This window comes from Adlercreutzia sp. DFI.6.23, assembly GCF_024462535.1.
GTDB classification, from domain to species: domain Bacteria; phylum Actinomycetota; class Coriobacteriia; order Coriobacteriales; family Eggerthellaceae; genus Adlercreutzia; species Adlercreutzia rubneri.
In genome coordinates this window covers 46,503-61,051 of record NZ_JANGBP010000011.1, presented here as the reverse complement: position 1 = coordinate 61,051, position 14,549 = coordinate 46,503, and the positions used below count along the sequence as shown (strand labels likewise).

Annotated in this window: 19 protein-coding genes; 11 read left to right on the top strand and 8 right to left on the bottom strand. The window is 58.3% G+C overall.

Translation table 11 applies throughout. From position 1 onward, the window contains the following. Window positions 1-175: 175 nt before the first annotated feature. A complete protein-coding gene (locus NE591_RS10485; protein ID WP_256156670.1) occupies window positions 176-310 on the bottom strand; it encodes a hypothetical protein in 135 nt (44 codons plus the stop codon). 252 nt (window positions 311-562) lie between these two features. Beyond that, window positions 563-835, bottom strand: coding sequence for a helix-turn-helix transcriptional regulator (locus tag NE591_RS10480; RefSeq protein WP_256156669.1), 273 nt, complete (start codon window positions 833-835; stop codon window positions 563-565). A 221-nt stretch (window positions 836-1,056) separates the two neighbouring features. On the opposite strand from NE591_RS10480, the gene NE591_RS10475 reads away from it, so the two are divergent. The 7 genes from NE591_RS10475 to NE591_RS10445 all read left to right on the top strand — a co-directional run bounded on the left by NE591_RS10475 (window position 1,057) and on the right by NE591_RS10445 (window position 6,129). Continuing rightward, window positions 1,057-1,524 carry a hypothetical protein gene (locus NE591_RS10475; RefSeq protein WP_256156668.1) on the top strand — a complete coding sequence of 156 codons (468 nt, stop codon included), beginning with the start codon at window positions 1,057-1,059 and terminating at the stop codon, window positions 1,522-1,524. Between the two features lie 442 nt (window positions 1,525-1,966). Beyond that, entirely contained in the window at window positions 1,967-2,824 is an 858-nt protein-coding gene (locus tag NE591_RS10470) for an alpha/beta hydrolase (protein WP_371130584.1), read from the top strand. Window positions 2,825-2,853: 29 nt separating this feature from the next. After that, on the top strand, window positions 2,854-3,273 hold the full coding sequence (locus NE591_RS10465; protein WP_173114782.1) for a GIY-YIG nuclease family protein: 420 nt from the start codon (window positions 2,854-2,856) through the stop codon (window positions 3,271-3,273). 39 nt (window positions 3,274-3,312) lie between these two features. After that, entirely contained in the window at window positions 3,313-4,023 is a 711-nt protein-coding gene (locus NE591_RS10460) for a metallophosphoesterase (RefSeq protein WP_173114791.1), read from the top strand. 437 nt (window positions 4,024-4,460) lie between these two features. Beyond that, the gene (locus tag NE591_RS10455) at window positions 4,461-4,910 is read left to right on the top strand and encodes a zinc ribbon domain-containing protein (protein ID WP_173114793.1); all 450 of its coding nucleotides are present in this window, start codon (window positions 4,461-4,463) and stop codon (window positions 4,908-4,910) included. Between the two features lie 93 nt (window positions 4,911-5,003). After that, the gene (locus NE591_RS10450) at window positions 5,004-5,480 is read left to right on the top strand and encodes a GNAT family N-acetyltransferase (RefSeq protein ID WP_173114795.1); all 477 of its coding nucleotides are present in this window, start codon (window positions 5,004-5,006) and stop codon (window positions 5,478-5,480) included. A gap of 127 nt (window positions 5,481-5,607) precedes the next feature. Beyond that, window positions 5,608-6,129: a hypothetical protein gene (locus NE591_RS10445; RefSeq protein ID WP_256156666.1), complete on the top strand. Its 522-nt coding sequence runs from the start codon at window positions 5,608-5,610 to the stop codon at window positions 6,127-6,129. A gap of 310 nt (window positions 6,130-6,439) precedes the next feature. On the opposite strand, the gene NE591_RS10440 is transcribed toward NE591_RS10445, so the two are convergent. After that, window positions 6,440-7,807, bottom strand: a complete 1,368-nt coding sequence (locus tag NE591_RS10440; RefSeq protein WP_256156688.1) for an MFS transporter — start codon at window positions 7,805-7,807, stop codon at window positions 6,440-6,442. Window positions 7,808-7,979: 172 nt separating this feature from the next. Continuing rightward, the gene (locus NE591_RS10435; RefSeq protein WP_173114801.1) at window positions 7,980-8,630 is read right to left on the bottom strand and encodes an HAD family hydrolase; all 651 of its coding nucleotides are present in this window, start codon (window positions 8,628-8,630) and stop codon (window positions 7,980-7,982) included. 120 nt (window positions 8,631-8,750) lie between these two features. Between NE591_RS10435 and glsA the strand changes: the two genes are divergently transcribed. From glsA to NE591_RS10420, 3 genes are all read left to right on the top strand, one after another. After that, the gene (gene glsA, locus NE591_RS10430) at window positions 8,751-9,719 is read left to right on the top strand and encodes a glutaminase A (protein ID WP_173114803.1); all 969 of its coding nucleotides are present in this window, start codon (window positions 8,751-8,753) and stop codon (window positions 9,717-9,719) included. 63 nt (window positions 9,720-9,782) lie between these two features. Then, a complete protein-coding gene (locus NE591_RS10425) occupies window positions 9,783-10,535 on the top strand; it encodes an NAD-dependent protein deacylase (RefSeq protein ID WP_173114805.1) in 753 nt (250 codons plus the stop codon). 17 nt (window positions 10,536-10,552) lie between these two features. Then, the gene (locus NE591_RS10420) at window positions 10,553-10,969 is read left to right on the top strand and encodes a hypothetical protein (protein WP_173114808.1); all 417 of its coding nucleotides are present in this window, start codon (window positions 10,553-10,555) and stop codon (window positions 10,967-10,969) included. Between the two features lie 67 nt (window positions 10,970-11,036). On the opposite strand, the gene NE591_RS10415 is transcribed toward NE591_RS10420, so the two are convergent. The 4 genes from NE591_RS10415 to NE591_RS10400 form a co-directional block, all read right to left on the bottom strand. Beyond that, window positions 11,037-11,963 carry a restriction endonuclease gene (locus NE591_RS10415; RefSeq protein WP_173114810.1) on the bottom strand — a complete coding sequence of 309 codons (927 nt, stop codon included), beginning with the start codon at window positions 11,961-11,963 and terminating at the stop codon, window positions 11,037-11,039. A gap of 119 nt (window positions 11,964-12,082) precedes the next feature. Further along, window positions 12,083-12,700, bottom strand: a complete 618-nt coding sequence (locus NE591_RS10410) for a restriction endonuclease subunit S (protein WP_173114812.1) — start codon at window positions 12,698-12,700, stop codon at window positions 12,083-12,085. Window positions 12,701-12,882: 182 nt separating this feature from the next. Next, window positions 12,883-13,188, bottom strand: coding sequence for a type II toxin-antitoxin system YafQ family toxin (locus NE591_RS10405; RefSeq protein ID WP_173114814.1), 306 nt, complete (start codon window positions 13,186-13,188; stop codon window positions 12,883-12,885). After that, on the bottom strand, window positions 13,185-13,460 hold the full coding sequence (locus tag NE591_RS10400; protein ID WP_256156665.1) for a type II toxin-antitoxin system RelB/DinJ family antitoxin: 276 nt from the start codon (window positions 13,458-13,460) through the stop codon (window positions 13,185-13,187). The genes NE591_RS10405 and NE591_RS10400 overlap by 4 nt, the downstream gene beginning before the upstream one ends. A gap of 94 nt (window positions 13,461-13,554) precedes the next feature. Here NE591_RS10400 and xerA point away from each other — a divergent pair, with 94 nt between their 5' ends. Continuing rightward, window positions 13,555-14,523, top strand: coding sequence for a site-specific tyrosine recombinase/integron integrase (xerA, locus tag NE591_RS10395; RefSeq protein WP_173114816.1), 969 nt, complete (start codon window positions 13,555-13,557; stop codon window positions 14,521-14,523). Window positions 14,524-14,549: the final 26 nt, after the last annotated feature.

Below are 14,549 nucleotides of genomic sequence, written 5' to 3'. Positions count from 1 at the left end.
TAGCGAAAAGGGAGACACGATGATCGAGAAGGTCGAAGAGCTGCTTGAGTTTCTAACGTCACGGAACAACTCGCAAGCGTATCAGGCGCTGAAAGTGCTGGAGGAAATGAGCGCCGAGAGCAGCTGCCTCTACCCGCACATGGACAAGTTCCTCGCAATGGTGAGCAGCGGCAACTCATACGTTCGCACGCGCGGGCTCGCGCTGGTAGCCCACAACGCGAAGTGGGACGTCGACGGCAAAATCGACGGAATAATCGATGAGCACCTGGAGCACATAACCGACGAAAAGCCCACCTGCGAGACAGTACATAAAGTTGCTCCCCCTGCTTGCCGAGGCCAAGCCCGCCCTCGCGCCCAAAATCGTCTCCGCACTAAGAGACGCCAACGTCGCCCGCTACGCAGACAGCATGCGCCCCCTGGTTCAAAAAGACATCCGCGACAGCCTGCTCGCGATAGAACGCTAGGGAGAAGTCCGGACATAATCCTCTGTCGCGCAAAGTGGTATTCACAGATTTAAACAGTCACACTGAATCTATGCTAATATGTCAGTGCGATTGGCAGCCTATCCTTCCAAAGCGAGCAACAACCCTGCAAGCAGTATGCGCGAGTCTTCCGCGATAGCCTGCTGCATGGCGACCACATCTCCCCTCACAAGCTCGTCGATGGAAACCTCGAACAGCTGGCTGAGAAGCAGCAGGCTCTGCACGTCCGGGTAGGTCTTGTCGTTCTCCCAATTCGAAATGGTCTGGTGCGACACGAATATCGCCTTCGAAACCTCGTCCTGGGAAAGCCCGCGCTCCTCCCGCTTGGCCCTCAACTGCCGAGCCAGTTCCATCGGTTCCTTCCTTTCGATTGCCCGTTGGCGCGCCACGTCGCGCGTGCGCATCGGAATGATACCCCACCAGCCTTGCAAAACGATGCAGACACAGCTGTCAAAAGTCTTTTACAGGCCCTTTGAACAGGTAGTTTGCTAGCACGATCCATTTGCGGACAGGGAGGTGAATCGGGAAAATAATGCCCATCGACGCAAATCCAAGTGAAAGGAGCGAAACGGTTATGGCCCGCGAAGAGAAGGTTTGGGAATATGCGATGGACGCCGGCTTCACGCCCTTGGAAGACCGGTGCATCATCGTCAAGGGCGCGGCGGGAGACCTGAGCGAAAAGATCGTCCGCTTTTTCGAGACATGGGATATGGCGGTTCTCCAGATGTGCGAGAACGAGCTTATCCTACTTCCTTTCGAGTCCTTTTGGGGAACGCTGGAACGGGATGTCTCGCTCGTGATCCCCTATGCGGACATTGAATCCGTGAAGCTTATCGACGACCTGCTCAACGTGGTCATCGACATTGAAACCGGCACCGGCGGCGTGCGCCTCACCACCCAGCAAAAAAAGCTGAGCGACCTGCGCCTATCCGGCATATACGCCACCCAGTACGCCGGCGGCTACAAGAACTGGCACGCCGAGAACGTGCAATCAACCCTGCAAGCCCTCAGCGAGCTCGGGCGCAAGGCGTCGTGCGAATAGGGCTTCCCCCGCTAACACTCAGCGTTGTCGAACAGCGACGTTGATGGTCTCATAGGCTTTCGCAGCAGGGGCACCGACCGCATCCCACACTGGACTTCAGTCGACGAAGGTGCCCTATTCTGCATGAAATCTCGAGTTATGAGCGCGTAAAGGGCGACGTTGCCGGCCATCCAGCAAAACCGGCTTCATCTGGAGTGCTCTGACCAGGCATTTCTCTCAGACTCTTCGATGCGTCTTCTACCGCAAGCGGAAGCAGACGCTTACAACTCAAGATCTGCTGCAGAAACCGGGGGTTCGTCGACCGAAAGGTCGGCAAGGGCAGACCCTCGGCCATAGAACGCATTGCATCGCCAAATGCACACTCGGGCTTTCTCGTCTGGCCCCTTGCCTTTCGGCGGTATATTACGCTAAGCAGAAAACTACGGGAATCCGGAGGGCGAACATGGTCGCGCGCAAATTGCACACCGTTGAGAAAAGAATGATCCCGTCCTCGGATCGCGACATACGGGTTCTCATCATGCGCCCTACAGAAAACGCGCGGCCACAAGAAAGCACTCCAGGCATCCTGTGGCTTCACGGAGGGGGCCATCTTCACGGCATGTACCAGAAGATGCTCCTGCCCCATGCCCGCCTTCTGGTGGAAAAGTACGGCGCCGTGGTGGTGGCCCCGGAATACCGCACCGCCTTCGAGAAGCCGTTTCCCGCCGATTTGGAAGATTGCTACGCCGCCCTGCTCTTCCTGAAGGTCCACGCCGACGAGCTGGGAATCAACGACGCACAGATTATGGTGGGCGGGGAAAGCGCCGGGGGCGGCCTCACCGTGGCTACCTGCCTTTTGGCGCGCGACCTCGGCGAGGTCAACATCGCCTACCAGATGCCCCTCTACCCCATGCTGGACGACCGGGAGACCGCTTCCTCGCGGGACAATCACGCGCCGGTGTGGAACACGCGCACCAACCGGTTCGCCTGGAAGTACTATCTCCGCGACCTAGACGGCGTAACGCCACCGTCCTACGCCGCCCCTGCCCGCGAGACCAATTACGCGGGGCTGCCCCCTGCCTACACCTATGTCGGCACCGAAGAACCGTTCTATTGCGAAACGCTTGAGTACGTCGCGAACCTCAAACGCGCAGGCACAGAGGCTTCCGTAGACGTATACCCCCACTGGTTCCATGCCTACGACATGCTGCTCCCCTTCGCGAAGAAGTCGAAGGAAGCCGTGCGGCATTTCGAAGAGCACTACCTCTACGCCACCGAGCACTATTTCGCCCCGCAAAGAATCCCTCCCTCTCTCGACTAAAATAGACCCTCAACCGAAAGGACCCAACTATGGATACTGATAAGAAGAAGGAGTTGCGCGCCGCCTACAAGGAACGCCCACGGGAAGCGGGCGTCGTCTTCGTCACGTGCGGCGCGACCGGCGAGATGTTCCTCGCGGACGTCGTAGACTCTCCGGCGGCGTTCAACCGAATGCGCTTCCAGCTGTCGTCGGGGCTTTACCCGGACAAGCGGCTGCAAGCCCTCTGGGATCAGCGCGGCGAAGACGCCTTCGAGTTCGGCGTGCTGCAGCGTCTCGACCCCAGCGACGCGGATACGGACATCGCCGAGGAGCTTGAAAACGCTCCTCGACCTCTGTCTGGCCGAGCACCCGGAAGCCACCAAGCCGAAAGCCGCCCACGGCGCCCGGCGCCGGTAGGCTGCTTTGGATTCTGGGACGGATTACGAAAGCACAAACTAACTGCCTTTTGAGTCGCTATCGCCAGATACCTGGTGGTAGAATGCGCGGACATGGTTTACATCACAGGTGACATACACGGCGATCCGCGCGATTTGCTTCGCTTTAGCGAGGCCCATTCACTCACGGCCGACGACACCATCATCATCCTCGGCGACACGGGCTTCAACTTCTACCTGCACGGGCGCGACCGCAAGGCGAAGAAGCTGGCGGCGCGCATTCCCGCTACGCTGCTATGCATCCACGGCAACCACGAGGCTCGGCCGCAGTCGCTTCCCGAGCTCTACCATGAAGAGCAGCGCTTCGGTGGCGCCGTCATGACGGAAGACGCCTTCCCAAACATCCTCTTCGCAGTGGATGGCGAGATCTACGACATCGAAGGGTTCTCCACCATCGCTATCGGAGGAGCCTACAGCATCGACGCCCAATGGCGACGCGAGAACGGCATTCCGTGGTTTCCCGACGAGCAACCAAGCGCGCAAACCAAGCAGCGCGCCGAGCGGGTCCTCTCCGAGCGCAGCTGGAAGGTGGATGTGGTGCTCTCCCACACGTGCCCGGCGAAGTACACGCCCACCGAAACCTACTTCCCCGGAATCGACCAGAGTAAAGTGGACAAGTCCACCGAGAACTGGCTGGACACCATCGAGGATCGGCTGACCTATCAGCGCTGGTACTGCGGCCACTGGCACATCAACAAGCACATCGACCGCATCGACTTCCTGTTCGGCGACGTAGAAGAGTTCGCCGCCGGACTTAAGCACTAGTCGTCTGCGACGAGCATCACCAGACGCCCCTCCGCGCACGCGTCGGTTGGCGAAGAGGCACTTTTCTGCAGCAAATCGCGAGTTATAAGCCCCTAGCTCTCCCGTTCGAGCCATTGACTTTGAAGAGCTGCGAAGAAACGCCTGGTTGCAGCCTCGCCTTTTCCGAAAGGTTTGCCAAGCTTGTCCTTCAGGCACCCCCGAGACGCTTATAACTCGAGATCTCATGCAAAAATCGGGGTGTTCGCCGACCGAGCACTCGTCCGGCGAGAGCCCGCGCTCATTGCAGAGCAGTCATGAGCGCCCGCACGCAACAAAACGTTGCTTGAAAGGGAAAGCACGACCAAGCAAAATGGGCTCATGCAAAAAATGAGCGCAACCGCTCGGACGCCCTGCGGAACGCGGGCAACCACCCGGGGGCCCTGCAAGAAAGGACGAACATGGCGTTCAAGGAAACCCTTGCCGCGGCGCGGGAGCAGCGAGGCATGACCCAGCAGGCGCTGGCCGAGAAGCTTTACGTTACGCGCCAGGCGGTGTCGCGCTGGGAAAACGGCGAGACCGAGCCGTCCGTGGACATGCGCAAGCTCATCGCGGCTGTGCTTGACGTACCGGTCATCCAGCTCTTCGACATCGACGTGAGCCAGCTGTGCCAATGCTGTGGCACCCCCTTCACCGTTCCCAACATGCCCCACGGCACCGACGCCGACGGCACGGAGAACGACTCGTACTGCAAATGGTGCTACGACGACGGCCAGTTCGCATACCAAAGCGAGGACGAGCTCATCGAGAAGACAGCACCCTTCCTCATGGAGGCCACCGGCATGTCGCAGGAAGAGGCCGTCTCCTTCATGGGCGTCCTCGTCCCTCACCTGAAGCACTGGCAGAAGTAGCGCACCGGGGAGGGCTGGTTCGCCGTCGCGCCATCAGCCCCTGTCGCACGGTATGCTATCCCCACAGTTTCGCAAGTGAATGGAAGGGGCGCTATGGCATTCTGCGTCGAAGACATTGAGCTTGGCGACGACACGAGCCTGCTAGCCGAGCTGGTCGCCTGCTGGCGGGCCTCCGTTGAAGCAACGCACACGTTTCTCACGCCGGACGATATCGAGCGCATCGCAGGGTATGTGCCGGGTGCAATTGCGTCCGTCGCGCACCTCACCGTTTGCAGGGATGAAAGCGATCAGGTCGCAGGCTTTATCGGTGTCGATGGCGCTATGATCGAGATGCTGTTCATCCACCCGTCCCTTCGCGGCTGCGGGCTGGGACCACTCCTGCTCGACCATGCCATAAGCGAGCACGGCGTCACCCTCGTGGATGTGAACGAGCAGAACGAGCAAGCCGTCGGCTTCTATGAGCACTGCGGCTTCGAGGTGTTCGACCGCTCGGCAACCGACGCCATGGGCGACCCCTTCCCCATCCTACACATGCACTTGCCGCGACAGCACGAAATCGCTACGGATTGACGCTGGGCCGCAGTCTCCTTCGTCGCTGTGCTATGTTTCTGCCGGATGACCGCGGAAAGGCGGCAAAGACATGATACAAGAGACGGCGCAAAGCGCACTGGGGCAACTTCAAGGAGGCCACGGGCTCATGGCCCTATGCGCGGTGCTCTACCTGGCCTGGTGGGTCGTGTTCTTCCGCCCTGATGCCGGGAAGGTGCAGGGGCCGTTGTACTGGATCGGCGCCGGATGTCTCGTTGTGGCCGCCATTGCGGGCATCACCGGCGCGGTCTTCATCGCTCTGGGCGCAAGCGGTCTCGCAGCCGGAACAGGACCGAACGGCTGGTGGTTCGCGCTGGGCGCCATCGCCGCCTACATACTTTTGGCCTGGGCAACCGCGCATTTCTGGAATCGCCCCATCACCACCGAGCTGCTGCTATTCGTGGCGTGGGGCGCTTTGGAGCTTTATGCCACCTGTGCTCTGGAAGCGGGCGGTACCCTTGGCCTTACCGCCACATGGTGTCTCGTTGCGATCATCTTCTGCGTGTTCGCCCTGTCACTTACCTGCTACGTTCTGTATTACCGCCTGGCCGCCACGCCGTCCTTCATAGCCGGAGCGCTTCCCTTAGGAGTCGTCGGCATTTTCTCGGCCATACTGCCCCTGTTGCTGTAAAGCAACCCAGCAGGGAATAGCCCTTCGGCGACCTTCCGTCGACGAACCCCCGATTTTTGCATGAGATCGCCAGTTATGAGCGTCTCGGGGGCGCTCCCGACGAAAGCCTTGCGAACCTCTCGATAGAGGCAAGATTGTGACCAGGCATTTCTTCAGATTCTTTCGAAGTCGCCGACTCAACCGCACCCCCCAGACGCTTATAGCTCGCGATTTGCTGCAAAATGGAGCACCTTGACTGACTGGCGCGAACAGCCAGCGGCGCTAACGCGCAGGATTAGCGATTACCGCTCGTGGCATGAGCGCCTGTGCCCTATTTCCCGCGGGTCAGCTTGACCACATGGCGTGCATAAACCACCGATAAGATGGCCGCTACCACTACAAAGGCGACCGCCAGGTACACGGTGATCGAGAAACCTGCGCTATAGGCCTGCGCTTTCGCCATACCATCGGCCATCAGGCGGTGAACCTGCCCCGACATGAGACCGACGAAGAGCGCCGACGAAATAGATCCCGCGATCTGCACCAAAGTGGAATGGATCGACGAGCCGCTCGCGGACAGCTCAGGCAAGAGCACCTCCAGATCGACGCTCTTAATCGCAGGATACTCAGTGCCGATCCCCGCGCACGCAAGCGCCATGCAGCCCACGATGGCCAGCGCAAGATCGAACCGCGTGAACACCGCAAGCGCCACGAACCCGACAAGGCACACGCCGAATCCGACGGGCACAAGCGGCCACACCCCCGCCTTCCCGAGCGTCCGGCCGCTGACAAAGCACAGACCCGCATAGCACAGCGTCGCCGGAGCCAGCAAGCAACCAGCAATGAACGGCGTGAAACCCGCCACCCCTTCCAAATAAAGCGGAATGAGCAGACTGAGGTAAATTGAGCTCATATAGCTGAGAACGATGAGGGTCTCCCCCAGAGCATAAGTCTTGTTGCGAAGCGGACGCATGTCCAAAAGCGGATGGGCGAGGCGTCCTTGACGGCGGATGAACCACGCACACACGGCAATTCCCGCGATCATGAGCGCCGCCATCGGCAGCGGGTTGCGCGTAACCTCGTTTAAACCGATCATGAAGGCGGAAAGCCCCACGGCAATGAGCACGACGCTCAGCCCGTCGACGGGCAGCTTCTGACGCGGCATAATATCGACGATCGTGCGACGCGCAATGAAAAAGAGGACGAATGCCGTCACTGCGGGAATGGCGAACAGCACCCGCAACCCCCAATAGGTAATGACAAGGCCCGCAACGATGGGAGCCACCGCAAGCCCTATTCCGATAATACCGCTATTGATGGCAAGCAGACGACCAGCCCCATTTTTAGGCGAAAGATTGAGCAGGGCCTCGTTCACGACGGGGAAATAGAGGCCCGTGGCAACGGCCTGAATGAGTCGCGCCGCCACCAAGGAGGGAAAATCCCAGGCCACCACGCCAAGCATGGAGCCGACGAACGACACGATCAGCCCGAAGAGCATGACCTTCCTCAAACCGAAGCGGTGGAGCGAGAGGGCTGCAAGCACAATGACAATACCCGCCACGATGGAATAGCCGAGCACCAGAAGGTTCGCCTCGGACAGACTCACGTGGTACTCTGCCGAAACATAGTCGAGCGCGACGTTCATGAGCGACTGCATCAAAGAGGCAAGCAGGTTGCACGCGAACAGCACCACGATCATCGCCTGGCGGTGTTTTGCGGTCTGCTTGTTTTGAACAGCCATATCAGCAACTCCTATTTTGCGTCGCAGGGCTCAAAGAGCGCGCTGCGCTTCGTACCAAGAAGCCATAGTACGAGAGAACATCGGCGCTACTTGCTGAAAGCGCGATATGGTTGTGCAGCTGTAAGCTGGCCTAGATGCCCAGCCGATCCGCGAGTTCTGTTAGCGAATCGCACATGAATGTGGGACGCTCGGCCGCCAGGGCCTCGCGCGGGAACATGCCCCAGAGGGCGGCGACGGTAGCGCAGCCAGCAGCGTTGCCCGCCTGGATGTCGAAGGGGCTGTCGCCCACATAGAGACTGCGCTCCGGCGCTGTGCCCAAAAGCTCACAGCCTCGCAGGATGGGGCCAGGCGCCGGCTTGTGCTCGGGCCAATCGTCGTGGCCGATGAGAAATTGGAAGTAGCCGGCGATGCCGCTCATTTCAAGCCCGCGCTGGGCCATGGCGTGACGCTTCGACGTGACTACGCCCATCGGGATGCCCGCCGCCTGAAACCGCTCGAGCGCCGCCTTCGTGTCGCCGAAGGCGCGAATGCGCGCGTCGTGGACGCCGTCGTTGTGATCACGATAGATCTGCGTGATCTCCGTAGCCCGCGTCTCGTCGCCGCCGGTAAAGTGCAGCATCTGGTCGTAAAGCGGCGTGCCAACCCCCGCCATCAGCTCGGCGTCGTCAAGCGAGCAGCCCAACACGTCGTTCACGGCATAGCGCATCGAAGTGAGAATGATGTCATAGGTGTCGATCAGCGTGCCATCCGCATCGAACAGCACGCCCCGGATATCGTTCATGGAGACCTTTCTGGAAAAATCGGTAAACAGGTTATCGCCATTGTAGGACAAATGGAGGCAAAGGGTGCAAGTAGCGGCGTACCATGAGGAAAACTCTCACCAAGGAGCGAGGAGCGCGCCATGATCACCCGTCTCACCTTCGATCAGATCAGCACTGCAGTACACGACGCCTACGAAGCCTGCAAGGACATCAAGGGCGGCCAGAACGCCCACTACATTCCCTATCTCGCCAACGTGAATTCCGACCTGTTCGGCATCAGTCTGTGCCTGCCGGACGGCCGGCTCATCTCTGTGGGCGACACCGACTACCGCTTCGGCATCGAGTCGGTCTCGAAGGTGCACACGGCTATTCTGGCACTGGAACAGCACGGCGCGCAGGCGATCCTCGACAACATCGGCGCCGATGCCACAGGGCTGCCGTTCAACTCCATCTTCGCCATCCTGCTGGAAAACGACCGGCCCTCCACGCCGCTCGTGAACGCCGGCGCCATCGCGGCCTGTTCGCTCGTCAAGCCCCACGGCGATGCCGATGGGAAATGGAAGGCCATCTTCGACAACATGACCGCGCTTCTGGGAAGCGAGCCGGTGCTCATCGACGAGTTGTACCATTCTGAATCCGCCACGAACTTCGACAACCGCTCCATCACCTGGCTGCTGCAAGAATACGGCCGCATCTACGACGACCCCAAGATGTCGCTTGATTTGTACACGCGCCAATGCTCGCTGGGCGTGACGGCCGAGCAGCTGGCCATCTCGGCGGCCACCATCGCCGACGACGGCGCGAACCCCATCACGAAGCGGCGCGTGTTCGGCGCGGAACTCACTCCCAAGGTGGTCGCGCTTATGAGCGCCGTCGGTTTCTACGAGCACTCGGGCGACTGGCTGTATGCCACGGGACTGCCCGCGAAGACCGGCGTGGGCGGCGCCGTCATCGGCGTCATGCCCGGGCTTTTCGGCGTGTGCGCCTTCGCGCCGCCGCTGGATGACGCGGGCAATTCCGTGAAGGCCCAGGCGGCGCTCAAGCACCTGATGAAGAGCCTGAATCTGAACGTCTTCTCCAACACCCACTTCGATCTCGTCGAGGCCTAGAGTCGGGTACAATTCTTGGAAAGCCTCGAGGCCCCGAACAACGGGATGTGGAAAGGACGAGCCATGATCTGCGACCAAACCGAGCGCGACATTGAGCAGCTGCGCCAGTGGATTGACGAGTGCGCGCCGGGCCGTATGGTGTTCTTCGGGGGTGCCGGCGTGTCCACGGAAAGCGGCATCCCCGACTTCCGCAGTGCCGACGGGCTCTACGCCCAGCGCTACCCCTATCCGCCCGAGACCATGGTATCCCGCAGCTTCTTCGATGCCCATCCGCGTGAGTTCTTCGACTTCTACTGCGACCGCATGCTGGCCCTGGACGCCGAGCCCAACGCCGCGCACCGAAAGCTGGCCGAACTGGAGCGGGAGGGAACGCTTTCAGCCGTCGTGACCCAGAACATCGACGGGCTGCACCAGAAGGCCGGCAGCCGAAACGTGCTGGAGCTGCACGGCAGCGTGTGGCGCAACTTCTGCATGGACTGCGGCGCACCCTACACCGTGGAAGAGCTGCTGGCCCTGCGCGAACAGAGCCCCGACGGCGTACCGCACTGCTCGAAGTGCGGAGCCATCGTGAAGCCGGACGTGGTGCTATACGAGGAGCCGTTGGACGACGGCACCGTGACCGCGGCCGTGCGCGCCATCGCTAGCGCCGACCTGCTGGTGATCGCCGGCACGAGCCTGGCGGTGTACCCGGCCGCGGGCCTCATCGACTACTTCAGTGGCGATCACTTGGCCATCATCAACCGCACCCCCACTCCGCGCGACGCCCACGCCGACCTCTGCATCGCCACCAACGTCGGCGAAGTGCTGGGATATTAGCCATGCGGAAGAAAGCCATGCGGAGGATTCTCGCCCTCGCACTGGCGGCGCTCCTAGGCCTGTCGGGTTGCGGGGCTGCCCCCGACAAGTCCGCTGCCCCTTCCCATGGCGCGCCCGCCCCTGAAGCCGGCAATGAGCCGACCCGCGACGCGAGCGCCCCCGAAGCCGCTTCGCACCTCACCTTCCGCACCGAAGACAAGCTGCAGCAGCACTTCGAGAAGCACGGGCAGGAAACCGGCTGCGCCACGGCCGAGGAATACCTCGCCGCCGCCAACGCCGTCGTTGCCAATCCGGCCGCCCTCCACAAGCTGCAAGCCGAGGACGGCGACGACCTCTACTTCCTGGAATCCACCGGCGAATTCGTCGTCGTATCCCCCGCCGGCTACCTCCGCACCTACTACCTAACCGACCGCGACTACTTCGAGAGGCAGTAACTTGCGGCACTTCCAATGCGGCCAAATGCTTGCAAGAACCTCAGAGGCCGAACTCGCTCTTACCAGCTCAACTATCGATATCGAAGTAATCCCTGTCAATTCCTTTGATCTCATAGGTATGCCGCACCGACACACCGACATTGTGCGCAATCATAAGACGCGCAAGCTGGTCGCCGTCGACAAGGACAAGCTTTACCGCATGCTGCATGCCCGCATATTCAAGCGCACCTTTCGAAAACCGCGCTGTTGTGATGAAGAGGCCTTTCGTTGCCCCTGTACCCGTTAGCGCGCCCACAAACGCCTGAAGATCGGGACGCCCGACGCTTGCATTTAAATCCCATCGTTTTGCTTGGATATAAATGTTGTCGAACCCCAACTTATCTTCGCGGATCACCCCGTCAATGCCTCCGTCGTTCGAGAGAGGGGTGACCGAGCCCGAATCGTCGAGCGAGTCACCATATCCCATGGCGAGCAAAAGCTGAACAACGAGACGCTCGAAGAACGCCGGCGATTGCTGCATAATGGCTTCAAGGATATCCGACACCAACGCCGTCTCAATACTGCGAAATGCCTCGTCTATCGTGTCTTCTGGAGACTCGTTCTCTTCGACAATCACAGGTTGGACGGCCGCCTCCTTGGCCTCTTTTGCGGAGACGCCCTTTCCTTTGCGGCTTCGGTTTAGAAAGTCGCAGAACTCAGGAAACTGCATAAGCGCCTGACGATCGAGCTTTTCAACGCCACTGTTGAGCAAGTCTACCCCACGCTGGGTGACCAGGTAGGTCCCCCTCTTTGGCGACTCGATACATTTTGCCTGCTTAAGATAAGTGCAGGCCCACAGCATATTGTTGGCATAGCGTTCGAACCCACTCGAAATCGTTTCAGCCACTTCGTTGTCGCTCAAACCCCAGTAGTCGATAACAAACCGCCGAAGCTGCTTGCTCGTCACAGTGTCTCCAGGCGTCTCCGCAATACGCCGCAGAACCGGAACCATCATCTCATCGTACCTCGGAACCGCCACCACTCGCTCCTACCCTACAAACTGTCTATTCTTCGCTTATTGTACCTGATTCCTCTTTTATCGCATTACTTACTCATAGCGCAACCCAAGCGCCATCACCCAACGAAAGGTGCCCGCATGCAATACACTGTGCTCCTAGATACGATCACCAGGGTACGCAACCGAACTAAATGACCATTTAGCTGCTTGAGGTCGATCCACGAAACGTCAATCTCGCCGGACATGAGCTTGGGAAGAAGGGCGTCGCGCAGCTTTGCAAGCTGCTTGCATTCCTGCCTATTTGAGTCTATCGCACCAAAAATGTCCTTTAGAGCAGGCTGCAGTTCGGCTGCCTCCTTTGAGGACGGGAGAGGGAACTGGAGCGCACCGAGATCGTCGGCTTTAATCGACGGATAAGTCGAAACACTTTGCTCCGCAATTTGCTGAAGGGTTTTCGTCACGCTGTCTTGCGTAAGAAATAGGTACAGCAACTCCGGACAAACGAGTCGGTCGTTGGCACGTATTACGGTGAAGCCCGTTGACACCAGTACATTTTTGGCAGGGCTGAGAATAAGCCCGTAGTGCTTTTGAATTGGACGAACAGATGAATAAATGATGTCGCCCGACGTGACTTTGCGTCGCGCCCTGCTAGGCAACCTCTCGCTTTGGGGATCTATCGCCTGATAGCTCTCAACGATTCCACGGGTGATATTCCCTGTGTCAAGGTATTGCACGAGTGGCCATTGCTCTCTGGGAGAGTAATTATCTGGATTGAATTCAGCTATGTCAGCAACAGGCACATAGTTGATATGAGTGCTAGCGAGCCATTTCTCAAAAATCGTTCTCGCGTATTCGAGTAAATGGTCATTTAGCTGCCTATCCAATATGGCCAGAGCGCAAGCCGCACCCCCAGCAGCTACTGTCGGAACAGTTCGTCATGGGAGCCAGTGCGTTGAAGGTAGGCTGTATCGCCATCTACGCACCAGATGAGAAGCCAATCGCCGGCATTGGCAACATGGCATTCATTGCTTCCTTCCCATCTGCCCGAAAGCCTATGCATATTGTGTCTGTGTTTGAGGATCTCGATGGATTCGGTGCTGTTTTCCAAGATAAGACCAATGACTGCTTCTAGCTCAGCAAGATCCCACTCTCGCTTACGAGCTTTCCTTTTTAAATCTCGGCTAAATGCTGGGGCAAACTTCGCTTCAAGTCGCGCGCTCATGCCAAAGCCGCCTGAATCAGATCGTGAGCGTTGCTGTAGCTCTCGCCCGATCCGTTAGTAATCATCTCCTTCGTCTCGCGTATGGCAATCAGACTCTCCTCATTCGGCTGTTCGTAATCAAGCGAGAGAGGAATTGCATTGGTATTCACAATCTGCGTCAAGAATGCTCGCATAGCCGTAGAAATATCAAGGCCGTAGTGCTCGACAACCCTGGAAGCCTCGTCCTTCAAGTTGCTATCAAGGCGAATCGTCAAAGTGCTGGCAGCCATCATTGCCTCCTCATTCAAATTTCAGCAAGCATATGATAACGTTTGTAAGTGCAAACGTCAATTCATTGAAGCAAACCGTAACAGAAACGAGGAACCCATGCATGCGACCACTATTGACGCGATCTCTATCCAAATGCAGCCTTTCCTTAATTGCGATCAAATGAAAAAGTTGCGCGAAGTGCTTAAATGCACGTTCTCTCAATCCAGGCCAATGGAAACGAAGCGCGATGAAGACCTCGTTGCCGCCTTCATCGAAGCAAAGCAAGTTGAGGGATGCTCTCCCAAGACCCTAGACTACTACCGCAACACCCTGGAAAAACTTCAGGCATCTCTTAAAATGTCATTCACTCAAGTAGAGACAGCAGATCTACGCAGCTATCTAACCAAATACGAGCGTGAGCGCGGATCAAGCAAGGTTACTATCGACAACATAAGACGCATCATGTCCAGCTTCTTTTCATGGCTTGAAGAGGAGGACTATATCGTCAAAAGTCCCGTAAGACGCATTCATCGCGTAAAGGTGGCCCTAGTCATTAAAGAAACTTTTTCTGACGAAGATCTCGAAATCATCCGCGAAAGTTGCCTTAATCGCCGCGACCTGGCTCTCGTCGACCTTCTCGTCTCAACGGGAATGCGCGTCGGAGAGCTCGTTAAGCTCAATCGAGAGGATATTGATCTAAACGAAAGAGAGTGCATTGTTCTTGGGAAAGGAAACAAGCAGCGCATGGTCTACTTTGACGCGCGGGCAAAATTGCACCTCGAAGATTACCTGCATCATCGAACGGACTGCAATCCGGCTCTTTTCGTGACGCTCTCAAAGCCTCATGATCGTCTAACTATAGGCGCCATAGAGCTACGACTTCGCAAAATTGGACAGCGCCTCGATATGCATCGCGTCCACCCCCATAAGTTCCGGCGCACCCTGGCCACTTATGCCATTGGCAAAGGGATGCCCATTGAGCAAGTGCAAAAACTCCTCGGTCATGCGAAAATAGACACCACCATGCACTATGCTATGGTGAGTCAGAACAACGTAAAGGCATCGCACAGAAGGTATCTGGATTGATAAAACTTCACCAAAACACTTCGCAC